Annotated in this window: 19 protein-coding genes; 10 read left to right on the forward strand and 9 right to left on the reverse strand. The window is 57.8% G+C overall.

From position 1 onward, the window contains the following. Positions 1–51: 51 nt before the first annotated feature. Positions 52–489 carry a terminase small subunit gene (locus AAAK34_RS11345; protein WP_231693132.1) on the reverse strand — a complete coding sequence of 146 codons (438 nt, stop codon included), beginning with the start codon at positions 487–489 and terminating at the stop codon, positions 52–54. Positions 490–627: 138 nt separating this feature from the next. On the opposite strand from AAAK34_RS11345, the gene AAAK34_RS11350 reads away from it, so the two are divergent. Continuing rightward, positions 628–1008 carry a hypothetical protein gene (locus tag AAAK34_RS11350; RefSeq protein ID WP_231693133.1) on the forward strand — a complete coding sequence of 127 codons (381 nt, stop codon included), beginning with the start codon at positions 628–630 and terminating at the stop codon, positions 1006–1008. Positions 1009–1261: 253 nt separating this feature from the next. Here AAAK34_RS11350 and AAAK34_RS11355 read toward each other — a convergent pair whose 3' ends face one another. Both AAAK34_RS11355 and AAAK34_RS11360 read right to left on the reverse strand, forming a co-directional pair. After that, a complete protein-coding gene (locus AAAK34_RS11355; RefSeq protein WP_231693134.1) occupies positions 1262–2782 on the reverse strand; it encodes a recombinase family protein in 1521 nt (506 codons plus the stop codon). A gap of 290 nt (positions 2783–3072) precedes the next feature. Next, entirely contained in the window at positions 3073–3456 is a 384-nt protein-coding gene (locus AAAK34_RS11360; protein WP_431777280.1) for an SOS response-associated peptidase family protein, read from the reverse strand. 630 nt (positions 3457–4086) lie between these two features. Here AAAK34_RS11360 and AAAK34_RS11365 point away from each other — a divergent pair. Next, positions 4087–5364, forward strand: a complete 1278-nt coding sequence (locus AAAK34_RS11365) for a dsDNA nuclease domain-containing protein (protein WP_231693136.1) — start codon at positions 4087–4089, stop codon at positions 5362–5364. Then, positions 5361–7157 carry a hypothetical protein gene (locus AAAK34_RS11370; RefSeq protein ID WP_231693137.1) on the forward strand — a complete coding sequence of 599 codons (1797 nt, stop codon included), beginning with the start codon at positions 5361–5363 and terminating at the stop codon, positions 7155–7157. The genes AAAK34_RS11365 and AAAK34_RS11370 overlap by 4 nt, the downstream gene beginning before the upstream one ends. A 136-nt stretch (positions 7158–7293) precedes the next feature. On the opposite strand, the gene AAAK34_RS11375 is transcribed toward AAAK34_RS11370, so the two are convergent. After that, positions 7294–7512 carry a hypothetical protein gene (locus AAAK34_RS11375; protein WP_431777281.1) on the reverse strand — a complete coding sequence of 73 codons (219 nt, stop codon included), beginning with the start codon at positions 7510–7512 and terminating at the stop codon, positions 7294–7296. A 475-nt stretch (positions 7513–7987) separates the two neighbouring features. Between AAAK34_RS11375 and AAAK34_RS11380 the strand changes: the two genes are divergently transcribed. Together AAAK34_RS11380 and AAAK34_RS11385 are read left to right on the forward strand one after the other, a co-directional pair. Continuing rightward, positions 7988–9124, forward strand: a complete 1137-nt coding sequence (locus AAAK34_RS11380) for a DUF262 domain-containing protein (protein ID WP_231693138.1) — start codon at positions 7988–7990, stop codon at positions 9122–9124. Further along, on the forward strand, positions 9121–9591 hold the full coding sequence (locus tag AAAK34_RS11385) for a HEPN domain-containing protein (RefSeq protein ID WP_431777282.1): 471 nt from the start codon (positions 9121–9123) through the stop codon (positions 9589–9591). Before AAAK34_RS11380 ends, AAAK34_RS11385 begins: the two co-directional genes overlap by 4 nt. An 851-nt stretch (positions 9592–10442) precedes the next feature. On the opposite strand, the gene AAAK34_RS11390 is transcribed toward AAAK34_RS11385, so the two are convergent. From AAAK34_RS11390 to AAAK34_RS11410, 5 genes are all read right to left on the reverse strand, one after another. Beyond that, positions 10443–11705 carry a hypothetical protein gene (locus AAAK34_RS11390; protein WP_231693140.1) on the reverse strand — a complete coding sequence of 421 codons (1263 nt, stop codon included), beginning with the start codon at positions 11703–11705 and terminating at the stop codon, positions 10443–10445. A 607-nt stretch (positions 11706–12312) separates the two neighbouring features. Further along, positions 12313–15303: a type I restriction endonuclease subunit R gene (locus AAAK34_RS11395; protein WP_231693141.1), complete on the reverse strand. Its 2991-nt coding sequence runs from the start codon at positions 15301–15303 to the stop codon at positions 12313–12315. Positions 15304–15305: 2 nt separating this feature from the next. Continuing rightward, positions 15306–16502, reverse strand: coding sequence for a restriction endonuclease subunit S (locus AAAK34_RS11400; protein ID WP_231693142.1), 1197 nt, complete (start codon positions 16500–16502; stop codon positions 15306–15308). After that, positions 16495–18009 carry an HsdM family class I SAM-dependent methyltransferase gene (locus tag AAAK34_RS11405; protein WP_231693143.1) on the reverse strand — a complete coding sequence of 505 codons (1515 nt, stop codon included), beginning with the start codon at positions 18007–18009 and terminating at the stop codon, positions 16495–16497. The genes AAAK34_RS11400 and AAAK34_RS11405 overlap by 8 nt, the downstream gene beginning before the upstream one ends. Next, entirely contained in the window at positions 18006–19502 is a 1497-nt protein-coding gene (locus tag AAAK34_RS11410) for an HsdM family class I SAM-dependent methyltransferase (RefSeq protein WP_231693144.1), read from the reverse strand. Before AAAK34_RS11410 ends, AAAK34_RS11405 begins: the two co-directional genes overlap by 4 nt. A 571-nt stretch (positions 19503–20073) precedes the next feature. On the opposite strand from AAAK34_RS11410, the gene AAAK34_RS11415 reads away from it, so the two are divergent. From AAAK34_RS11415 to radC, 5 genes are all read left to right on the forward strand, one after another. After that, complete coding sequence (locus AAAK34_RS11415) at positions 20074–20349, forward strand: hypothetical protein (protein ID WP_231693145.1); 276 nt, start codon at positions 20074–20076, stop codon at positions 20347–20349. 143 nt (positions 20350–20492) lie between these two features. Beyond that, positions 20493–20795: a hypothetical protein gene (locus AAAK34_RS11420; protein ID WP_431777283.1), complete on the forward strand. Its 303-nt coding sequence runs from the start codon at positions 20493–20495 to the stop codon at positions 20793–20795. Positions 20796–20869: 74 nt separating this feature from the next. Next, the gene (locus tag AAAK34_RS11425) at positions 20870–21406 is read left to right on the forward strand and encodes an ArdC-like ssDNA-binding domain-containing protein (protein WP_431777284.1); all 537 of its coding nucleotides are present in this window, start codon (positions 20870–20872) and stop codon (positions 21404–21406) included. Then, a complete protein-coding gene (locus AAAK34_RS11430) occupies positions 21334–21768 on the forward strand; it encodes a zincin-like metallopeptidase domain-containing protein (protein ID WP_431777285.1) in 435 nt (144 codons plus the stop codon). The genes AAAK34_RS11425 and AAAK34_RS11430 overlap by 73 nt, the downstream gene beginning before the upstream one ends. After that, on the forward strand, positions 21765–22199 hold the full coding sequence (gene radC / locus AAAK34_RS11435; RefSeq protein WP_231693148.1) for a RadC family protein: 435 nt from the start codon (positions 21765–21767) through the stop codon (positions 22197–22199). The genes AAAK34_RS11430 and radC overlap by 4 nt, the downstream gene beginning before the upstream one ends. The last annotated feature ends 57 nt before the right edge of the window (positions 22200–22256 follow it).

Here is a 22256-nt window from a genome sequence, read left to right on the forward strand (position 1 = left end):
ACAAGGGCCACCTCCGGTGGCCCTCTTTATGTCTGTCTCCCGCGTTGAGCATCAACCGGTGGCGCCCCGCGCCATCACGGCCACCAACTCCTCGTCACTCATCGCCTCCAGGCGGCCTAACTCCACCGCCTGCCTGGCGTCCAGGTCCACCTTCACCCGCTCAGGCGCGTAGAGCCCCATCAACTTCCCGATTTCCCGCAGTGCGGCCACCATGGCCGCCGGATTCGTCTGCTCCCGGGCCATGTTGACAGCCTCCAGGAGGCCCTTGAGCACGTCCTGACGCTCCACACCCAGGCGCTGAGCATCGGCGCGCTGGCGGGCCTCTATGGCGCTGGAAATGGCAGCATTGGTTAGCAGACGGTGGGCGGTCACCCGCGCCCCAACCGCCCCATAGCCAGCGCGTATGGCGGCCTGCGTGCCGTTGCCGTCGAGGAGGTATTCCTCGATGAATCTGGCCCGGCGAGTGGTAAGGCTGGAAGTGATATCCATACACCATATTTTACGATCGTTGCTTAAAAAATGAGCAATTTTTTGTGCCGCACCCGGTCTATTGCTGTGTCGCCCCCCTTGCCCTGTTTGCCCTGATGTGCTGCAAAAGTCGTTGCAGGATTGGTGTAATATTAAAGTATGAATAGTGAGCGTGAAAAGATTCAGTTAGAGATCGCTGAACTCCTGCTCGAGCGGGAACGGATCCTGCTGGGGCTCCCAAAGGTCGTGAACAACCGGGGCGGTGATCCGGCGGCGGTCGCGGGAGCAGCCAAGAGCGTGTTTTGCTGGCTCTTGTGTATTGCGTTGGGGGGCGTCGTCGGCACCATCTTAGGTGCTCTGATGGGCGCGATTTTCGCGCTGCTCAAGGTCGAAACCTTGTGTCCTGCTTACCCAGACGCTGACTTCTTGTACCGTGTTGGCTGCACTCTCGGAGCGGATGAAAACCAACTCCTGCTTGGTGGGGGACTCGGCCTTCTGACTGGTCTGTACCAAGGGCATAAGATTTTTCGCCGATCCTAGCTAAAAAGTAGCCACTCATCGCAGTTCCGGGCTTTGAATGCGTCCAAATGCGAAGGACGCTGCTTATAACGGTCAGGTCGGCAGGATCAAGTGCTCCTCAGTCAAAGATTCAACCCCAGCAGTGTGAAGGCATTTTTGGCCAACGATGTCCCGGTGCTTATCATCGCTGGGCCGGGATCGGACCTGCACCGTAATCATTGTGAATGCTGACTATCCCAACGCAGGTACTGGTAGCCAATTGGCGCTAAGCATTTCATTCCACCTTGCCTACAGCTTTGAGCAAGGCGTTTTGAAGCTGGTCGTATGAGCGAAGAGGGGCAAGTCGAGGAGGAGGCTCGTCGGATATCCATGAAGGGGCTCTGAGGTAATCGGCGTACGGGAGTAGCATATAGCGACTCACAGTTTTGTCATCCAGCATCTGCACGAGTAATACCCAATCAGCTACCGGTCGACGCACTTTCGTGATGTGCCACCGATTCGGAACAGATATGCTGCGTGGCCACAAGAGTTTTGTTCGTATGCTGCAGTGGTTGTTGACCAACATCACACGACTGCGGGAGTCTTTTTGACAGTCCATTCCACCTGAGCGAATAAAGGCAGCGATCTCGTCTTCGAAGTGATCGCCTATTCTGCGTGCCTCCAGGGCTCTCTTCATATGTTGCGTGCGCACAGCGTTTGAGTCGCGGCCAGCTTGCTCCAGTGCATTTTTTAACGAGCCGAAGTTGTTGACATATGTGATTCTTGAGAAAAGACCTTGAGCCTCAAGGTCTAGTTCGGTGATTAATGGATTTTCGGCCAATTTGGCACGTAATACGGCGAGCAACTGTTCCTTATTCCGAACCACTCTTCTGCGTTGTAGCAGTTTGCATTGGGCGCATTCCCACAAATTCTTAGGCACTATGCGGTCAATCACTCCCTCTGCCTTTGTTTCCGGTCGTTTTTTTCCTGTGGTTCCACCCAAGCGCTCTCGTCCCCATACGAAGTCACCAGCGAACGCCTCACACCTAAGAAGGCTGGAGACCACCTTCTCCGTGATTTGTCTGCCGTCAGGTGCACGAATTCCCTCTTTCAGAAGCGTCTTGGCCGTCTTGCTGATGTTGCCCCCAGGAGCGCAATACAGCTCAAAGATATGGTTCACCAGTTTGACCTCGTCTGCAGGTCCTGGTATCCACTCGATGCGCTCACTCTGAATTGACTTTCGCTGCCGCAGTTCCAACGGCCGCCGGTTGCCAAATTTGTCAACCGCGATCTTGGCAATACCAATCCTAGGCATCGACCCCATTTGGTAGCCCAGATGGATGGCCTGATCCTGTCCTGCGCGCGTTTTCACTCCCAATTCACGAGCATATTCTGCCGCCATAGCTCGCTTCATGGTCTTGAGTAGCGCTGTTAGCGGGTCAATGTCTGTACCGAACGGCTCTTGTACGTAGACTACTCGGACGCCGTTGATGCGGCACGTGTATTCATAGTAAGCTGCTGCATCTAAGTCCTGAAATCGCCCCCAACGGCTTACGTCATACACAAGCACGACACCGAAGGGACGAGGCTCCTCCAACACATCCCGCAGAAGTTGCTTCATTCCAGGACGATTGGAGATGCTTAGTCCGCTCTTGGCTGCATCTTCATAAATTCTTACGAGAGAAAGTCCGTTGTCCGCCGCATATGAGCGGATAGCCTCAAGTTGAGTTGCGATAGAGAGTTCTTGCTGATCGGTGGACATACGCACATACGCAGCTGCGCCTAAATTGGCTGGCAAGGTGCTGAATGTCCCCATGGCACGACTCCTTCAAACTCAAAGGTTTTTCAGGTCTGCATACGCTCTCTCGTGCATCGAAATTATCAGTGGTTAATTTCAGTGTCAACTCTTATCGTGTCCGTCAGGCAAGCCCATCTTGAACGGTAGTTGGCACTCAGGCATCGTTGAGATCGCTTGCTGGGCTCATCCTCGGCGAACGTCCTTTGAGTTACACGTGGCCAACAAAAGTTAGGTTACTGAGCAGGCCTTGGCACTCACAGGCTGCTGAAATACTGGTTTGCCCACTGGCTGCCAAGAACATCCACCGCTCAAAACGGGCTGCAAGCGATTTTTCGAGCCCTCCGGCAGTATTTCAGCAGCCAGTAGGGCTCATCAAAGTCAGTGGCCGGAATGATGCAGCGCTGCCCCTTGGCCCAGGCCGTTCGGTAGGAGGGCTTGGTCGCCACCTCTTCAGACCGGGCATTGTTCGTGCTGTAGGGCAGTTTGGCCGCCTTGGCAAAGGGCGGTATCAGTCCCCATTGCCCTACGACCAGTTCGCTTACGTATCCTGTGTCATTCACGGCGCGGCGAATGAACGGCCCGCGCCCACAGGGGAAGAGAACCTCATCCCACCAACGGCCAGGATTGTCCCTGCAGACGTGCCAGGCGCGCTCAATTTCAGCTTCTGCTGGGCTGATGTAACGGTTGCACATGGTCTGTTCGCTTTGGCGCAAGAAAACACTGCGTCACCTGCGCATCATCCAGAGAACATCTGGAGTCGACTGGAGGAAATGATAGTTCTCAACTATTGCTATCCGCGCAACCTGAAATTCCGCTCTGTGCTTCCAAATTGTCACTGATCTCTCGTTCATGTTCAGCCTAATGGGAATGGTTGCTTTGTGGTTGTCCAGATGGAGTTCTCGAACCATCGCAGTCTTGTGTCCTCTCTCAGCAATCGGCTACTTTGCAGCGACTGCTGCCGGTGGGTGCTGCGAGACGAAGTCATGCTGACTGCTACGAAGCGGCTGTTGGGTAAAGCCACCAGCGCTGGCCCGAGCGGTTGCTGTCCGAGGTACTGCGGCCATAGGGATTCCGCGACCATGCGGGCTACGCATCAACGACCGCTTCCACATCACTTGGACAGGCGGTACCGACCCACAGGAGTCAGTCCAGACTCCAAACGATCAGCACGAGGTCATGCAGTCGACAGGTCCCGCTGCATAGTTGTCGGCGCACGGCACCGCAAGCGGGCCAGGCCTGACTCCCGTAGCCGCGTATACGTTTGCAGGTAGCTACTCCGCACCACCTGCCGACTGCGTTACCAACTGTTGTAAGCTTCACCCATGAAAAACGCGAGCTCAGGCGGGGAACCGAGCCTTCACGACGTCCTCACCTTGTTCAAAGACAGGAGCGGGGACGAGACTGGAGGACAGCATGCTGTCCGTGGGTTCAGCTTTCAGGTCTGGCAAGCAGTGCTTGAGACACTGAAGGCACATGCGACCGGCGAGGACTACGCCGTCGTACTTGAATGGCAGGAGGACATCGCCGTTTGCAACTCGTCCAAGCGGCCCACGCGCGTCACGTTCATCCAGCTCAAGAAAAACGAGTCGACGCACCACTGGACCTTGACTGGACTGCTGACTCCACCACCGGCACCTCCGGCAAAAGTAGTGCAGGCCACCATAGACGAGACAGACGCTCCAGCCGCACCAAAGCGCCGGATAGCCGTTCGTTCGCGTAAGCCGGGACAGTCCACGCTGGCCAAGCTGTACTTCCACCGCCAGCGCTTTTCCGGGCTCACGCCGCCTCCGGAGCTCGTCTTCGCTTCGAACGCACCGTTCTACGTTGGAGTCGGGGACGATGACCAAAATGAAACAGTGACCGCAGTTGAGCTATGCGACTTGCCGGCCGCAGCAGTCGCCAAGGTCCAGGAAGCTTTTCGCAAGCAGCTCGAAATGCCTGAGAACGAAGCGATTGCTCTTGATGGCTTCCGCTTGACAGTGACCAACTGCCCTACTGAGGAGGCCCACAAGTTTGCCATTGGCGAGTTGGTGGAGCTGTGTCAGCTCAAGAAAATTGAGCCGCAGGTCAATGCCCCGTTCATTGCCATCTGTCTCGTGGCGTCGTACGTGCAGCAGCGAGCCGGCAAACGAGCCTACGCCAAGGACTTCCCGGACTTGCTTGAGCGCGCAGTTACGAGAGCTGATGTGACTCAGTACTTCGCTGCGGCAAACGACACCCACGTCCGAACGCAAGACCTGGTCGCGCAGGTCATCGCGCGGCTGAACGCCGAGGCGGCCGATTACGAGATAGTCCAGGAGATGGAGGCTGCGGTGAACACCGCTTGCGCGGAAGTCACCAATCGCGCCAGCGTGGTCTGGCTCACTGCCCGAGCGCTGGTCGACCTATACATCAAGAACAACCAATACAAGGCGAACGGAAACCTCAAGGCTCGACTGCCGGCGTGGCTGGCGGACCTCCGCGCGATGAAGGTTCGGGACTCACACCTGTATTCCGATGGCTTCCTCTACTGCCTGATGGCGATGACTCTCAAAAATGCACAACCACTCCGACACCTTTCAACTGCTGCGACTGGTTCGCAACCTGAGGCAGCATCATGAGCCCCATCGTGGTATTCAACGAGCTTTGGCTGCTGTCCGAAAGAGACGCGAGCGCGAGGAAGCTGAAGTTTCACCCCCGACGCAACCTGCTGGCGGGAAGTAACGGCACAGGCAAGTCGCGTGTACTGAAGCACTTGGTCTGGGCGCTCGGCTGCGACCCGGCAAGACGTGCCGCGGGCGAGTTCGACTCAAACGTGGTTGCCGCCCTTGAGCTGTCAGTTGGCTCGTCGGGGAAGTTCACTTTCCTGAGACAAGGCCGCAAGCGCGCCGCATTCGACGAGCTGGGCCTCCTTATATTTACGACCGAGTCCAGCTCGAAGTGGAGTGAGTTCTTCTCTGAGACCTTCGGCTTCAAACTGATGCTTCAGCGCAAGGAGGAAGGTGAGTTCGGCTTGGCTGGGCCCGACTACGCCATGCTTCCGTTCTATATCGACCAAGACAGCGGATGGGGCCCGAAATGGGCAACCTTTCCGTACCTGGGCCAGTTCGTGAAATGGCAGATGCCGCTCTTCTCGTCATTCACCGGCTTGAAGACCGCGTCCTACCTCGAGGCCCAGGTGCATCGAGACCGGGCGGCCGTTCAAATTAAGACCGCCAAGGTGCACTTAAAGCTACAGGAGACCTCCTACAAGCGAGTGGTAGAGATGCTCCCAGCGGGGACGACCACCATTGACGAGAGCCAGTTCGCGCGCGAGTTGCGCGAGGTGTCGGAGTTAACGAAAAAGTTGCGCGACGAACAAGACGAGGTGCGCGCGGACCTGTTCAAGCTTGCTCAAAGGCGGCAGCAGCTTACGGCCGAGTTGAACATGGCCCTGGCCAGCGAACGCGAACTTGTCGAGGACCAAGCATTCCTCGCCAACTATTCAGACGACGAGCCATTGGTTTGCCCTACTTGCTCACACGTCCACACTGCGACGTTCCACGCACGACAGGCGCTCGCCACCGACGCGCACGATATCCACGAAGTGGTCATTCGGTTGCAAACGGCACGAGACAAGCTGCAAAGCGATGAGGCGGCACTCCAAACCAAGCTCAATGCTGTGGCCGAGCGGCTACGCTCGTTGAACGAGTCTCTAAAGGTTCAGCGCGACGGACGACCCGTGGCTGACGTCGTGGTCGCCAAGAGCCTGTCCGTACTCAAGGACGCCTACGACGTCACGCGCCGCGACCTCGCAGCGGAGCTCGACATCGCCACCGAGGAGCTCCAAGAGTACGACAGCAGGCTAAAGGATTTGGCCGACAAGGATCGAGAAAAGCGGATTCGCGCATCTTTCAAGGAAGACCTGATTTCCTACGCCGATATGCTCGACATCGCGAAGGTCGAAATCGCGTCGAAGGTGACGATTGGCACGCGCTCGCCGAACGCAAGCGGGAGCTACGCGCCACGCGCAGTATTGGCGAACCACCTTGCGCTGCTGTCGGCGCACTCGAAGTACGGCGACGGCCCCACGTTCCCGTTCATCGTCGACACACCGCAACAGTCAGGTCAGGACCCTGTGAGCCTCGGGCGGATGCTCGACACTATTCTGAAACGAGCTCACTCGGGCCAAACCATGGTTGCGACTGAGTCGATCCCAGACAAATGGGTGCCGCCTGAAGATTGCAGCATCCTGGAGTTTGGCATCAAGCGCCACGTCCTGCTGGAGGAAGCTTTTCGTCCAGGCGTCGAGGCGCTCAGCGGCATGGTCAAGGCAATGCACGACGAACTATTGAAGCAAGCGCCAGTCGGCGACGAGCAGCCCCAGGACGGCGACATCCCTGTTCCTGACGCCGGAGATGACGAGGATGAATGACCCGTCGCCAGGGATGCAATGCAGCGGGATCCGACGGTCATTCGGAGGCGGCGAAGGGCTCCGCGCACACATAAAGGCGGCCGGTAAGCCGACACTTCCACATTCCGCTCCTGGCCGATGGCGGTCTCGCGGCAGCCTAGGAGGATCGCGAGATATTCGTTTTGCGTCCTGAGCCACCCAGCGGGCCGGATGGAAGGTTGCGTCGGGCTTCGAACTCCTTCCCTGGGCGCTTGTTTGCGGCGACCCACCCACGTGTGTCGCGCCCAAGGCGAGCAGCGTCCTTTTCCGCACGACCTGCGTCGCTGGGAGCGTGCTTCTGCGCGCGCGGGTCGGCACGCTTGTACGGCTTTGACATGCAAGGCTCCTAAAGGCCGCCGAGAATTGGCGCTGTCGCATTGTCGAGGCTAAAACGAGGCGTCGTGTGGCGGATAGAGGCTCCCTGCACGAAGTAGGTTCTAGACATCCAACCGGCATTGTGCGCCCAGCCAGTGCGGTCTAGAACCGTTCCCGGCCATTAGCAGGCGGTTGCCCCGCGCCAAAAAGCTCCGGCTGAGGGAGACCCTGGAGGACCGCTTTGCGGTGACGAGTCTGAGCGTCCGGTCGGCTCGAATCGGCCAGAAGCTGCCTCTCAGGAAATTGTCACATTGCGTGCTTTGGTCCGGTTCGTATGATTGTTGATTGATTAGGAGACCGGCATCTGATAATATCCGCGTCATTAAAAATGTTTCAGGCGGTGCAATTGTGCCCGTATTACTAGGGCTAACGCTGACGTTTCCGTGCCTGAATAACTTTTATGCGTTTCACGCCACTTACTGTTGCTAGGAAATTTTATGGCTGAAAATAAGACGACTATCGTTGACGCACCCGCTGACGAACAGAATGATTTTTACAGTGACGACGATCTATTCAAAATTTCGTCATGGGGGGCGGACCTTAGCTTTCGCGAACTCATCTCACGATACGATGAAGATGAATTGGTCAAGCCAGAACTCCAGCGCAACTACGTTTGGGACAAAACAGAAGCATCAAGGTTTATTGACTCTGTTCTTCTTGGCCTACCTGTCCCCAGCATTTTTCTTGCAAAAACCAAAGACGAGAAATTACTAATCATTGATGGCTACCAAAGGTTCATGACCGTCAGAGATTACGTAAAAGGAATTTTTTCAAAAGATAATTCCGTTTTTAAGCTCTCAAGAAGCGACAAAATTCATGAACGCTGGAGAGGCAAGGCTTTCCTGGAGTTATCAGACGACGAGCAGCGAAAAATAAGAAATACAACAATTCACGCGATTATTTTTATGCAGCAGCACCCGGTAAATGGCGACACCAGCCTTTATCAGGTGTTCGAACGAATTAACTCTAGTGGAAGAACACTACTACCCCAAGAAATTCGGAACTGTATTTATCAAGGGCCGATTAACTCCCTGCTTTTTGAGCTAAATGCCAACAAGAACTGGCGAACCCTTTGGGGGACAGAGGTCCCTGATGAGAGGATGCGTGATCTTGAGCACATTCTTCGGTTCTTCGCGATTTCGGATGAGAAAATACTTTTCTCAGATAAGGCACCATCTCGAATTTCTCTGAAGAAATATCTGAATCAATACATGGATTCAGTAAACAGCCCCGACTTGGTGGCCGACCTGAGATCAAGATTCGAGGTGACCATCGAGTTTGTTCATGAACACTTTGGCAACGGCGCATTTCATAACCTATCGCCAACCGAAGAAGGAAAGCTCGTCCCTAGTTTCAGTCCCACGCTATTTGACGCGATCATGATCTCTGGCGACGTTGCAACACGGCGAGATATAGGACAGTTCAAACCCGGCGAGCTGGAGGCTCGAAGACTGTCTATTTTGAAGTTACCGGAATATCAGAAATTACTGTCTCAAGAAACAATGCGTGTCCCAAACATCCGGAGCAGAGTGTCGCAAATGTTCGTTGGTCTCTTCGGAGTCGAAATGAAATGAACAACAAGGATGTAAAGAAAATTCTTGATGACTGCCGCGCGGAACTTGACGGAATTTACGCCTTGCTTACCGGACTTGGGGATGGAGCAAATCCAACACCTTACATAAAAAAATACGCCGTTATTCGTGCTACGGGTAGCATTGAAACTGCTTTTAAGCAATCAATCGCTGACAAGATTGATAAAGACAGTCATGCGCAGGTAAAAAAATTTATCAAGCGTAAAGTTCGGGATTCATCATGTAACCCGAAACTCGGCATGATTGAGAACATGCTCTCTGAGTTTGACGATCGTTGGCGTGCTAGATTTGATGAGCAGATGGCTCTTGACGACAAACCCCGTCTTAAGGGCGCGCTTACAGCTTTGGTCGACGCCCGGAACGAATTCGCACACGGGGGAGCCCTAACCTACCAATTGACGCGACATTGCAGTATTTCAAAGATGGTGTCCGGGTTATCGAAATACTAGATGCGGTCGTTCATCACGACTATGACGCAGACTAAACGCATACCCAGCAGTCCACACGGACGCTGCGCAACAATGCCGCGCAGCGCCGATGACTTCAACGTTCCTGAAGGGCTGCTTTTTGAGCAAGCTATGGCAGCTTTGGGTCGCGAACAGCCGGTCGCCTTCGCGGGAAGGAGTCACTCGGCACCTTGTGTGGCTACTCGCTGCTGAGTGGCTGCTGCTAAAGGTACAGCGATCGGTCGCCTCGCAGGATCACGAACGGCAGGTTTCGGCAGCGGCTGTCATTGGGCTGCGAAACCTTAACGGCATCACCCAGCCTTTATGTAGAGCTCTGCATAAGGGTCGTTACGCACAGGTCCCAGTTATCTGCAGGACTCCGACGCCGTCGGGCTGCAGGTCGCATGAACGCTGGCGTTGTTGGCGTCAAGGGCGAGGACGCGCTGCACATAACGTTTGATTCCAGACGAGGCGAGATCGAGGGTAAACAGTCTTGTCACACGGTAGCCGCCGACGCGATGACGATGGCACACCGCCCCAGCCGATTTCGCCTGTTTGTGACGGGTTTTCCCTCTACAGCGGTAAATCAAACTTCTGGGATTGGAATAGTTTGCCGCACGGCTGGAGATGAAGCCGCAGTGCGCAGGCTCAGCAAGGATTCATCGTCTTTGGCACTTCTGAGCATGACGAAACTATGGATAGCGCTCGTGGCGCATGCGCGCGCACCGCACCAGGGAGATCTCGCACGAGTACCCACCGAGCTACTCATAACGGAGCACTGTGCATAACAGCCTTTATGTAGAGCTCTGCATAATGGTCGGGATCTAACGGCCGTTGCCGCAGATGGTTTGACCTTACTGTGCCTCAAGCTGCAGTTTCTTCACCGAAAGGTCGGTGGTCAGGTTGGGCATGACATACCACTGGCCTTCGGCCATGCTGCGCACCATCACCTCGAAGGACGGGTCCGCGTACATCATTCTTAGATCTCCTGAGAGCTCGTCGCGACGGCCGGCGACTTCGATTTGGACATTAACTCTAACCGTGGTGATGCTCGCTGATGTGTCACGGATGCTGCTGATAACCCAATGCAGCACGCGTATCCCCTTTAGTTCCTGTCGAAGTTGCCCCGCGCGATAGGCCACTGGGCGCTGAGGATAGTCAACGTGTAGCGCAGCCAGTTCTCCATAGTTGGTCTTTTCCAGAAACTGCAAGTACTTTGCAGCGACCGCTTCAGGAAGCATATCGTCGGCGATTTCCGCGCATGATTCGTCAATGGCCAAGCCGGTGCGCTCAGGTCTGGGTCGCCACGCTTCCAACGCCGCCTTGAGGTTTGCTGTTCGGCGCATGGCGGCTGCAATCTCGCGGAAGCTTGCCGGCCGCTGTTCCTCTTCTGCGCGGGCAAGCCGCTGTGCTTCGTCCCTAATGCTGACAAAGTAGTCCGTGGCGGCCTGGAGCAGGTTGAGAGCCTTTGCTGCGACTATTGGAAAGCCGTAGTTCGGGTTCAGCCCATGGACGACGCCATGTCTAAAAGGGGCGTCAATGGGGGCGTCACTGAGCTTCCGCCGCGTGGATCCGAGCACCTTCAACGCTTCTGCCAACCCGCCCGTGCCGCTAGTCTGGGTATCGAAGACTTCGGCGTCCGCGCCGCCAGAAAATGGATGCTTGCCAGAACTTGTTGTGCAGATTCCGTCGATGATGATGAGAATGAGAGGAACGGCACTGAGCCAATCCTCTGCCTTGCACCGTTCGATTGCTCGCTCGTAGATTGCTGCCCAAGGCTGGAACTGGGACAGATGAAACCTGTAACCCAACTCCCGCAGGGTCTGCTCGTCGAGATGGTGCTGAGTGAGGAGCTGCTCTCCCTGCTCCACGCTGCACATGGCTAGTTCTGCGAGGACCGTCGATGACATGCGGTCGTAGTTCGCCCACCCTAGCGGCACGTACCGCTCGGAGAACAGCGCGATGTTCATCTTTATCTCCTGCACCACCGCCAATTGCGACTCCACTTGGCGCCAACTTTCTCGTACCCGGGGGCTGACGAGGCTGACGGCCTTGGCTATGAGGCGCATTGCGGCCAGCTGAGCCGATAGATGGTCGTAGGGGGTCTTGGGCGGCATGTTCTTAGCTCAGATTGTCGACCGGAAACCATGTTCAAGGCAACGGCCGGGCCGCTCGGTGCAGTGACTGTTGTCGGCACAAGTGCGGGTCTCGATCGGTAGTGGGATCGAAATACCCCTTAATCCGCCATCTGGCTGACGTCGAGACTCGTCCTTCGGTACTAGGTCGAGCATTCAGCTATCCGAGGTACAGCTGTCCCAGGTTGCGGTTGCGTGATAGCGCTGCGCCGATGACCACATCCCAGGCGCGCGAACGTAGAACAAGGCGGGCATCGCGGGCCTGCTCTCGCTGGCGGGTCTGGGCAGCTTGTCGTAGGGGAAAGTGAGAGGGCCTGGCCTATGGCTCGTTGGAAGAGCGGCAAGCGATTCAGGAGACCATCATCCGGAATAGTCCCATGCCGGAACAGGAGCACTCGCAATTCACTTCAATCCTAAGCGACTATGACGATACTTTGGACGAACGCGATACGAAGTGGGAGCGAAACAAGGTGCCTCAGTTCGAAAGTGACTACAAGCGGAAGATCGAGCTGAACTGCGGGCAGCTCCAGATTCATTTTCGGATAGAGAACACGGGCAAGGTTCCAGCGGAGTCGTTGCTCATTCGCCTTTAGTAATATTGTCGAATATAGCTGTAGGCTTTTTCAAAAAGCTCTTCATCCGCGTGTAATTTATATTTGAATAACGCCTTGCGCAGCGCTTTCTTGACTTCGCGTTCCCCTGCTTGTGTGCCCTGCCATCCTGGGAACCGAACGAGACGCACGATCTCGTCGATGTCCGCCACGACGCGTTCGACCATGATCGGTGTTTCGGCTGTCTTCACTTCGTTGAACAGCTCGGTGAGCGCTGCCTTTCCGCGATCCTCGTCCTCCTCTGGCGGAACCTCCTTCTCGGCCTGCAGCGTCTCCTTGGCGATTTCCAGCAACTGCTTCAGAAACTCGACGCTGTTGATCTGTCCGGATTCAAAACGGTCTTTTAAGGCGTCGAGCCGTTCCGACAGCTTCTTGAACTTTGGGTTTCCGGCATGCCCGCGGAGTCGGCGCTTCAGCTTTATCTCGATTTCCTTCGCCTTCTTCGGGTCAGGATTTGAGAGCACGGCTTCCAGCAGGTCGGCATCGAGCACCAGGGTATCGAGGTCGTCCCGAACGGCATCGACGTGCACGTTTTGATGGATCAATTCGATGGTCTTGGCGCCGAGCGAATGCCAGATCAGCTTGCCATAGCCGCTGGTAGGCTGCACGGATTGATAAACCTGCGACAGCCACTTGTAGTCTGTCTCGAAGGTTCCAAGTACCGCATCAGGTGACAATGCCTCCCAGACCTTGTTGAGCACGCTGTACTCTGCTGCGAAGCTGTCACGGATCTCGTTGTTGGGTAGACATTGCTGCGCCGCAATTAGTCCCTCGTAGCCCGCCAAGGAGCGATCGCAGCCCACAAAAAAGGCCAAGCATTTCTGCATGGCCTCGGGGAGCTTGTCTATTAGTTCCTGAATATTGCTGACGACTTGCTTGACACTCTGATCGTCGAACTCCAGAGCCGCTGCAACGTCATCAAAGATGCCGAGGTAGTCCACGATCAAACCGTGCGTCTTTTGCTCCGAGTAGGTTCTGTTGACCCGGCAGATGGCCTGCAGCAGCGTGTGGTCGCGCAGCGGCTTGTCCAGGTACATGGCCTGCAAAATCGGCGCGTCGAAGCCGGTCAGCAGCTTGGCCGTGACGATAATCAGCTTCAGCGGGTCGGCCGGGTCGCGGAAGCGATCCAGCAGTCGCTCTTCTTCGTCGCGGCTTCGGTCGTAGAGGGCGTATTCTGGATGTTCCTTCTTGTCCGCCGCCTGCACCGACATCACGATGTCCGTGGCCTCGGGCGGCAGCAACTTGTCCAACTCAGTCTTGAACAGCAGGCAGGACTCCCGGTCGAAGGTGACGATCTGGCCCTTGAAGCCGTTGGGTTCCACCTTTGTCTGGAAGTGCTCGACGATGTCCTCGCAGATCTTGCGGATGCGCTCTGGCGTCTTCACCAGCACGGCCATCTTGGCGGCGGTCTTGGCGAGGTTGTCCTTGTCAAGGTCCGACAGGCCTCCGGTCAGGTCTTTGTACGCGGCATCTAGCGCCGCCTTGTCGATGTGCAGGTCGATCAACCGGGGCTCAAAGTGAAGCTTGAGCGTAGCACCGTCCCGGATCGACTCCTCAAAGCCGTACCTGCTCAAGTAGCCTTTCTCGTCCTCGTCTGCACCAAAGGCATAAAAGGTGTTTCGGTCGGCACGGTTGATCGGCGTACCGGTCAGGCCGAACAAAAACGCATTGGGCAGGGCTTCGCGCATCTTGCGGCCCAGATCACCTTCCTGGGTGCGGTGAGCTTCGTCTACCAGCGCGATGATGTTGCTGCGGTCGTTCAGACTGCCAGTGGCTTCGCCGAACTTGAAGATCGTGGTGATGATGATCTTGCGCACATCCTGCGCCAGCAGTTGCTGGAGCTTTTCACGTGTGTCGGCCTTTTCAAGATTCGGGATGTCGGCTCCAGTGAAGGTGCCGGTGATCTGGGTATCCAAATCAATCCGGTCCACGACGATCAGCACGGTGGGGTTCTTCAGGCCGGCATGCATGCGCAACTTCTGCGCAGCGAACACCATCAGCAACGACTTGCCCGAACCCTGGAAGTGCCAGATCAAGCCTTTCCTGGGGTAACCTACCAGCACGCGCTCGACGATCTTGTTGGCCGCTTCAAACTGCTGGTAGCGGCAAATGATCTTGATGCGCTGCTTTTTCTTGTTGGTGGCAAACAGGGTGAAGCTGCCCAGAATATCCAGCACCACATGCGGCCGCAGCATGCTCTCGGCTGACAGTTTGAGCGACTTCAGCGGGTGGTGCTGGCCGTCTTCGCCATCACCATCGAGATGCCAAGGCCCCCAGTCTTTGACTGGGAGCCCGATGGAGCCGAAGCGATAGGCTTTGCCCTCGGTGGCCACCGAGAACACGTTGCAGACGAACAGCTCCGGCACGAACTTCTCGTAGTCGTCGTGTACCTGTATAGCACCGTCAGCCCAGCTGATGCACTTCTTCACTGGTGTCTTCGCTTCGATCAGCACCAGCGGCAAGCCATTGACCAGCAACACCAGATCAGCCCGGCGTTCGGTGGGGCCAGCGCGGTAGGTGTACTGCTGGGTGACGATGAACTGGTTCTGCGCCAGGTCATCCAGGTCGATCAACCGCACCGGCACATGCTCATTGTTGTGACCGAAGGGCATCGAGCGCTCGCCGCGCATCCAGGAGGTCATTTCCTCGTTGGCGCGGATCAGCCCATCTGAACGCACCGAGAGCACTATGGCGCGCAGCTTGTAGAGCACCTCGTCGGCCCGGTCAGGCTGGGCGGCAATCTCAGGGTTCAGGCGGATCAGCGCATCGCGCAACCAGGGCTCGACCATCACCTCTTGAATCTGTCGCGGCACTTCGGAAGGGGCTGCATAGCGCCAGCCGATGCCTCTGGGGCTAGGGCCGTAGCTGGGCAGTGGTTCCTGGACGACGTTTGCCGGTGCCGCCTTGAGCGGTCCCGCAAGCAGGTCGCGGACGTAGGCTTCGACGGTGTTGGACTCGGTAAAGGCCACGCTCAGGTTCCTCCGGCGAGCTGATTTGTCAGACGCGCAGCCAGTTGCTGTGATGCAGCCAGGCGAGAACCGAGGGACCCAATGGCCTCATCGATAGAGGCGCACTGGGCAATCACCTCCTCCTGCGCCGCAATGTTGGGGATCGCTATCTCATACTTGGCAAGGTGCTGCCAGAACATGTGCTTTACCTTGCTGCCCTCGCAGTTTGCGTGGGCGTGCTGGCGAAATCGAGATGTCTGCAAGCATCTAAACAGAAACTCTGGCCGCAGTGTGTCCTCGTTGCAGCGGAACCTCCCGATTCGCTGATTTAGCAGACTCTTGTCGTGCTCTCGGGCTAGGCAGACTCGGCCCATGAACCCGTCTTCCAGCGACTGTGCTGTCAGATTGATGACGACATCGCCGGGATGGATCACAAAGTCCGACGCAGATACTTCCCACTTGGGGTCTAGGCAGACGGTCTTATCCGTGAGCCAGGTCAGATAGCCAGACGCGCCCAAGTTGCCAGGGCGAAGCAGCCTGGTACCTTCATCAGCGTACTCGTCCCCCGGAAAGGGGCGACCATTCTGCATAGTCGCGACCTGTTCAAGGCGGACAAACGTGCCGCTCTCTGGAAGGCGCAGCAGGTGATCGATAGTTGATTGTCTGAGGTCCTGCAGATTTCTCAGCGCATCTGCTTGGGTGTCCGCGACGATACGAGATGCCCGCAGAACTTCGACGATGTCCTTCTGCTCCGCAGTTGTCGGCAGTGCGAATTCGAAGTCGGCCAAGCTCGTCCAGTTGGTGCGCGGGCTCAGGGAGCCTGCCGATGTGCCCACAGCGTGATCGAAGAAGGCGTCGGTCTGGCAGATGAACGGCAGCAACTCGGGCAGCAATATCCTTGAGTCCTTGGTCTCCAGTACGTAGATGTCGCCGGAGCACACGCCAGAGAAGTCCGCCACGGCCACCTTGCGTTGGTAAGCGCGGCGCTTGCCGAACAGCACTTGTCCGGGCTTGAAGACGCTGGTGAAGGTCACGCCGTCGGCGACGTTGCCCCAACTGCGGATGCGCAGATCGCCCGGTTCAAGGTGCTCCAGCCCGACGTATCGTTCAATGCCATCGGCCAGTGGATCTTGGCTGCGAGCCTTCGAGAGCTGCACCACGTCGCCAAACTTCACCTGGCGCCAGCCTGGTTTCAGGCTCTTGTTCTTCTTGTCAGACACGCTCGACGTCCTCCTGCGTCAGTCCAACCAGCGTTTCTACCAGCGCGTCCATTTGTTGCCAGAAAGCGCGGCCATCGGTTTGCCATTGGTCCCAGGCTGAGCGCAGCGATACCGCGTCACCATTGCTGTCGGTGGCGATGGCGGCGGCAATGCGCTTCACGTACAGCGGGATCGACAGGTTGCCCGCATTGGCGTCGATTTCGGCCAGGGTGGCGACCTTAGCGAAACCGGGCACATCGGCAAACGTCTTGTAAGCGGTCAGGATGCGCTGCTGGTGCTCAGGCTTCAGGAAGCTCTGCGCCCGTTCCCGGGTGACCTCGTTCACCGCGTCGATGAAGATCACTTTGCCCTTGCGAGCGGCGACCTTCTTGCGGTTGCAGATGACGATGCACGACTCCATCGGAGAGTTGTAGAACAGGTTGGGGCCCAAGCCGATGACGGCCTCCACCCAGTCCTGCTCGACCATCTTGGCGCGCATGGCCTGTTCTTCATTACGGAACAGGACGCCATGGGGCCAAAGCACGGCACTACGTCCCTTGGCGGTGAGGCTGGTCAGGATGTGCTGCTGGAAGGCGTAATCGGCGCGGCCCTGCGGCGGCGTACCCAGCGAGTTGCGGCCCCACTTGTCACTGCTCCAGGCCTCGCGGTTCCACTGTTTGATGGAGTACGGTGGGTTGGCCAGGATCACATCGAACTGGCGCAGGCGGTCACCTTCGATGTGCTTCGGTTCAGCCAGGGTGTCACCCCGGATGATTTCGAAGTCCTCCACGCCGTGCAGGAACAGGTTCATGCGAGCGATGGAGGAGGTAATGAGGTTGCGCTCCTGCCCATAGAGCTTGAGCGTGCGGTACTCGCCGCCCGAGCGCTTGACTTCATCCAAGGCCGAGATCAGCATGCCGCCGGTACCGCACGTAGGATCGTAGATTGACTCGCCCGGTTGAGGAGCCAGGAGCTGTGTCATCAGGTGGACGACGGTGCGGTTGGTGTAAAACTCCGCTGCGGTGTGGCCGGAGTCATCCGCGAACTTCTTGATCAGGTATTCGTAGGCATTGCCCAGCTCATCCTCGGGTACGTTGGCGACCGAGAGTGTCTGGGTAGAGAAGTGCTCGATCAGGTTCTTCAGCGTCTCGTCGGGTAAGCGTTCGCGGTTCGTCCAGGGAGCGTCGCCGAATATGCCGTCCAGCATGTCAGGGTTGGCGGTTTCGATTGCCCGCATGGCCTTTTGAATGGCCGCACCGACGTTTTTGGCTGTCTGGCGAACATCGTTCCAGTGCGCACCCTCGGGAATCTGGAAACGGTGGTTCTCGGCGAACTGCGCATAGGAGAGGTCACCGCCTGAGTTAGCTAGTGCTGCTTGATATTCCTCGCCCCACACATCCGACACCCGCTTGTAGAACAGCAACGGGAAGATGAACTGCTTGTAGTCGCCGGCGTCGATCAGACCGCGCAGCAACACAGCGGCGCCCCACAGGTAGCTTTCGAGTTCTTGCTGGCTGATGCGACTCATTTCAGCCATCCTCCTTCAGTCATAACCTTAGCGAGCTGTTCCTCTGCTTCGTGGCAGCGGGCGAGGGCTTCCTTGAAGGCAGCAATGGCTTCGGGAAGCGGAGGAATGTCTTCCTGCAGCGGTGGCAACACGTAGCGAGAGATGTTGAGTGTCCAGTCTTCGGCTTTGATCTCGTCCAGGCTGACTACCCGGACCGCGTCTTGCACGTCGGCAAAGCCGCGATACCAACCGAAAATCTCGGCGGCGTGTTCTTGCTCCAGAAAGTTTTGCGCACGACCTCGACGGAAAAGTCGAGATGCATCCGCGATCAACACCTTTCCTTTGTGCTTCGCTGGCTTGCGTTTGCGCAGCAACAAGATGCAAGCAGCGAGTCCTGTTCCGTAGAACAGGTTGGGAGCCAGCCCGATCACGGCCTCGATGAGATCCATTTCCAGCAGTTTTTGTCGAATGCCGCCCTCCGCACCTTTGCGGAAGAGGGAACCCTGGGGCAACACCACAGCCATCCGTCCCGTCACGTCGGCCATCGACTTGACCATATGCTGCACCCACGCGAAGTCACCGCTGGATGAGGGAGGCAGACCAGCAAAGTTGCGGCCAAAGGGGTCGTTCAACCAGAGATCTTCACCCCACTTCTCCAATGAGAACGGTGGATTGGCGATCACGCAGTCGAAGGTGGCCAATCGGTCACCATCGAAAAAAGCTGGGTTGCGCAGTGTGTCGCCTCGCACGATCTGGAAGTCCTCAATGCCGTGCAGGAACAGGTTCATGCGGGCAATTGAGGATGTGGTCAGGTTCTTCTCCTGCCCGTACAGCTTGCCCCACAGGCGCTTCACATCACCGTGCTGATCTTTCACGTGCTGAACTGCAGCCAGGAGCATGCCGCCAGTGCCACAAGCTGGGTCGTAGATGGTCTCTGCTTCCTTGGGATCGAGTATGTCGATCATGAGCCGCACCACGCTACGCGGGGTGTAGAACTCGCCGGCCTTCTTGTTGGTGGCATCGGCAAATTTCTTGATCAGGTATTCGTAGGCATCACCCAACAGGTCCGAATTGACGTTCTGATTGCCCAAGGGCAAAGCTGAAAAGTGCTCAATCAGATCCTTGAGCAGTGAGTCCGACAATCGGTCTTTGTTGGACCACTGCGCATCGCCAAACACACCGTAGAGCGTTTCAGGGTTAGCCTTTTCGATCTCGCGCATAGCGTGCTGAAGCGCAGCCCCGATGTTCGATGGCTTCTCTCGTACATCGTTCCAGTGGCAGTCTTCCGGGATCTGGAAGCGGTGCGACTCCGGAAACCAGGCTAACTGCTCGTCACCTGTCTCGTCGACGATTTCCTGATACTCCTCGTCCCAGACATCGCAGATGCGCTTAAAAAACAGCATCGGAAAGATGTAGGTCTTGAAGTCTGCCGCATCAACTGGCCCGCGCAAGATGTTGGCGGATTCCCAAAGGTGGCCTTCAAGTTGGCCTAAAGAGATTTGCACAGCGCTCATTAATTTTTTTGCCCTTGGATCGCTCTTACGTGCTGACCTTCTACTCCCACTGAAGATACGCACGGTCAATCATTTTTTATGACTTATCCGACTCGTGGGCCTGTTGATACGGTCCCACTCCCTGTCTAACGAAGTATCGCCCATCTAATGGCATTTCCAATGCACATGCCGATTCACGAGGTTTACGTCGCTGGACTCGCTCAGGTTAATTACTTGAGCCCGTTGCGCCATGTGGCGGCGTCCTTATAGTTTCGGACAATTTGGTGAGAAAGCGCGCGCCGATGAGGTTGCGCGCGCATAAGTGCATGCACACCCTGTTGACTCCGGTCGCGTAGACACTCCCACCCCCCGTTCTCAAACACCCACCCCACTTCGGGTTCGGTTTCCCCAGGAAACCCGGAGTCCCATCACTCCCGGCCTGCAGGGGCTCCAACTCTTCCTGACCTGCACGTCCACGATCTGACCGCCTGAACTCCCCCGCCGGCAAGCCGGCGGGCTGATCTTTGTGGTTTGACCTCCTGGCTGTTCCTGCCAGAGCGTCATTCCTCAACTCAGCACAAGGAGTTCTCTCATGATCGAAACCGGTCTGGCCATCTTTCTCGGCCTTGTCTTTCTCTTCATCAAGCTCAAGCGCCGCACCATGCTGCGCCTGCTGCGCTACGACATGGCCATCGACGTGGCCGTCACCGTCCTCACCCTGGCCATCCACTGGGGCACCTTCAGTGGCGTCATGGCCGCGACCTTCGCCGGCCTGCTGTGCTCGCTGGGCACCACGGCCGCCAAGAGAATGTTCGGCTACATCCACGGCGAGCATTACCACCCGGGCTTCATCCGCCTGAGCCTGTGATGCGCCGCCACCGTGAGCGCCCACCGCGCGACTTCCGCAGCGAACACCTGCAGCGGGGCGGATACCGCCAGCCGCCGCTGCTCTCGCGCCTGCGGCACCGCCTTTACGCCTTCTGTCCCTTCAACCCGTATAGGAGCTTTCCCATGAGTCATTCCCGCCGCAACATCCTCGTGCGTTCCATGGCCGTGCTGGCCGGAGACGTGGCCACCGGTGTGGCCCTGGCCACCGCCTGTGTCTGGATGATCGAGGCCGCAGCCCTGGGGCTGTTTCTGTCCTTTCTGGTCTGGCTGCTGGGCCTGGCGCTGTCACTCGCGCTCAGCCAGTACCTCGTGCACCCGGCGGTTCGGCTGGTCCTCTCCGACCGCAAGCTCGATGGCGCCGTGTTCGCTGTGCAGAGCCTGGCCCGCCGCGCCCATGCCTGGGTCAAGCCGCTGATGCCGGTCTGAGCGTCCCGGCCCGTTTCACGTTCAGTTCCAGCCCCGTCCGGGTCGTCCGGCGGGGCTCTTTTTGGAGAACCACCATGAGCAAGTTCGATCTCTACCAGTCGGTCACCGACCGCATCGTGAGCGCCCTCGAAGCCGGCGCGCCGCCCTGGGTCCTTCCCTGGGCCGGCAGTCCGGGATCTTCAGCCCCCGCCAACCTGGGCTCTGGCCGTCCCTACAGGGGCATCAACGTGCTGCTGCTGAATTTTGAGGCGCTGCAGGGGGGCTACACCGTCAACCGCTGGCTCACCTACCGCCAGGCCCAGGCCCTGGGCGCCCAGGTGCGTCGCGGTGAGCAGGGCACCCAGGTGGTGTTCTTCAAGCTGCTGGAAGTGGACGATACCCGTGAGGGTGCGCCAACCTCCACCAGTACCGACGCCAAGGTGATTCCGCTGCTGCGATCCTTCACCGTGTTCAACGCCGCGCAGGTGGAGGGCCTGCCCGAAGGGCTGCTACCTGCGCCACCGTCGGCGAACTGGTCCCCGTGGAGGAGGCCGAAGCGGTGCTGGCCGACTCCGGGGCGCGCATCCGGCATGGGGGCAACCAGGCGTACTACAGCCCCCCGCTGGATGTGATCCAGCTGCCCGAACGGGGACGCTTCGACTCCTCCGAAGGCTACTACCGCGTGGCCCTGCACGAGCTCACCCACTGGAGCGGACACGACACGCGCTGCAACCGGCCCCTGCAAGGGCGCCAGCACATCGAAGCCTATGCGTTCGAGGAGCTGGTGGCCGAGATTGGCTCAGCCTTCCTGTGCGGGCACTGCGGTCTGGCCGGCAGTCTGCAACATGCGTCCTACGTCGAGCACTGGCTGCAGGCACTGCGCAATGACCGGCGCCTGATCTTCACGGCGGCCGCGCAGGCGCAAAAGGCCGCAGACTTCCTGCTGCAAGGCCGGGTGCCGCAGGCAGCGCAAGCGATGGCGGAGGCCGCATGAGTGCCCAGGTCGTGGAGCAAGCCCTGATCTGGCTGGAAAGCCAGATGCGCTGCGCTGATGTGCTGAACTCGCCCGAGGCCGTGCGCAGCTACCTGCGTCTGCGGCTGGGCGAGCGGCGACATGAAGTCTTTGCCGTTGTTTACCTCGATGCCCAGCACCGCGTGATCGAGGTGCAGGAGCTGTTTCGGGGCACGCTGACGCAGACCACGGTCTATCCCCGGGAGGTGGTGATCGAGGCCCTGCAGCGCAACGCCGCCGCCGTGATTCTGGCGCACAACCATCCCAGTGGCGTGGCGGAACCCTCGCAGGCCGACATCAGGCTCACCTCCGTTCTGAAGGAGGCCCTGGCCCTGGTGGATGTGAAGGTTCTGGATCACTTCGTGCTCGCACGTGAGGCCTCGGTGAGCTTGGCCGAAAGGGGGTGGCTCTAGAGCGCAGTGCAGTTTGGTCGGTTCTGTCGGTACAGGGGTGGCGTTCGTGCTGCCCCT

Origin of the sequence: Ottowia caeni (genome assembly GCF_050821495.1) — a bacterium.
GTDB lineage: Bacteria > Pseudomonadota > Gammaproteobacteria > Burkholderiales > Burkholderiaceae_C > Ottowia > Ottowia caeni.

What these genes read in the sequence shown, in the direction of transcription:
- AAAK34_RS11345 (WP_231693132.1), bottom strand. Translation starts at nt 489, where the DNA reads ATGGATATCACTTCCAGCCTTACCACTCGCCGGGCCAGATTCATCGAG.
- AAAK34_RS11350 (WP_231693133.1), top strand. Translation starts at nt 628, where the DNA reads ATGAATAGTGAGCGTGAAAAGATTCAGTTAGAGATCGCTGAACTCCTG.
- AAAK34_RS11355 (WP_231693134.1), bottom strand. Translation starts at nt 2,782, where the DNA reads ATGGGGACATTCAGCACCTTGCCAGCCAATTTAGGCGCAGCTGCGTAT.
- AAAK34_RS11360 (WP_431777280.1), bottom strand. Translation starts at nt 3,456, where the DNA reads ATGTGCAACCGTTACATCAGCCCAGCAGAAGCTGAAATTGAGCGCGCC.
- AAAK34_RS11365 (WP_231693136.1), top strand. Translation starts at nt 4,087, where the DNA reads ATGAAAAACGCGAGCTCAGGCGGGGAACCGAGCCTTCACGACGTCCTC.
- AAAK34_RS11370 (WP_231693137.1), top strand. Translation starts at nt 5,361, where the DNA reads ATGAGCCCCATCGTGGTATTCAACGAGCTTTGGCTGCTGTCCGAAAGA.
- AAAK34_RS11375 (WP_431777281.1), bottom strand. Translation starts at nt 7,512, where the DNA reads ATGTCAAAGCCGTACAAGCGTGCCGACCCGCGCGCGCAGAAGCACGCT.
- AAAK34_RS11380 (WP_231693138.1), top strand. Translation starts at nt 7,988, where the DNA reads ATGGCTGAAAATAAGACGACTATCGTTGACGCACCCGCTGACGAACAG.
- AAAK34_RS11385 (WP_431777282.1), top strand. Translation starts at nt 9,121, where the DNA reads ATGAACAACAAGGATGTAAAGAAAATTCTTGATGACTGCCGCGCGGAA.
- AAAK34_RS11390 (WP_231693140.1), bottom strand. Translation starts at nt 11,705, where the DNA reads ATGCCGCCCAAGACCCCCTACGACCATCTATCGGCTCAGCTGGCCGCA.
- AAAK34_RS11405 (WP_231693143.1), bottom strand. Translation starts at nt 18,009, where the DNA reads ATGAGTCGCATCAGCCAGCAAGAACTCGAAAGCTACCTGTGGGGCGCC.
- AAAK34_RS11410 (WP_231693144.1), bottom strand. Translation starts at nt 19,502, where the DNA reads ATGAGCGCTGTGCAAATCTCTTTAGGCCAACTTGAAGGCCACCTTTGG.
- AAAK34_RS11415 (WP_231693145.1), top strand. Translation starts at nt 20,074, where the DNA reads ATGATCGAAACCGGTCTGGCCATCTTTCTCGGCCTTGTCTTTCTCTTC.
- AAAK34_RS11420 (WP_431777283.1), top strand. Translation starts at nt 20,493, where the DNA reads ATGAGTCATTCCCGCCGCAACATCCTCGTGCGTTCCATGGCCGTGCTG.
- AAAK34_RS11425 (WP_431777284.1), top strand. Translation starts at nt 20,870, where the DNA reads ATGAGCAAGTTCGATCTCTACCAGTCGGTCACCGACCGCATCGTGAGC.
- radC (WP_231693148.1), top strand. Translation starts at nt 21,765, where the DNA reads ATGAGTGCCCAGGTCGTGGAGCAAGCCCTGATCTGGCTGGAAAGCCAG.